This is a genomic window from Variovorax sp. 10L426 (assembly GCF_056395305.1).
This window is the reverse complement of sequence record NZ_JBFTJF010000159.1, coordinates 1-352: the sequence shown is the minus strand read 5'-3', so window position 1 is coordinate 352 and position 352 is coordinate 1. Positions and strand designations below refer to the sequence as shown.

Sequence of the window (352 nt, the reverse complement as noted above, 5' to 3'; positions counted from 1 at the left end):
ACAGTCTCCTGCGGCCATTCCATCGCTGTATGAGTCATGTCTACTCCTGCGGAATCCGATCGTAGGAAATCCGGCCGCTTGGCAGGAAGAACAGCGCGATTACCGCGCCACCCCGGGCTTCCGGATGATGAAAGCTTCCCGGCGCCGGCGCGGTCCAGCCGCCCGCGCACCAGCCGTTGGGCCCGTTCAGCTCGGCGCCCGGCGTGACCGGGATCACTATGTTAAATTCGCCATAGGGGTGACCGTGGTATTGCCCCTGGAAGCGATGGTCGGCATGGCCCTGGCGATTGCCAGTGCTATCCATGTACACCGCGGTGATGCTGAAGTGCAGCGTGCGCGGACTGGGCTCCGC

Annotated in this window: 1 protein-coding gene; it reads right to left on the bottom strand. The window is 63.9% G+C overall.

Going from position 1 to position 352, the window contains the following annotated elements:
• Positions 1-40: 40 nt before the first annotated feature.
• On the bottom strand, positions 41-352 hold a 312-nt coding region (locus AC1DHL_RS30250), incomplete at its 5' end, for a 4-hydroxylaminobenzoate lyase (protein WP_478164400.1).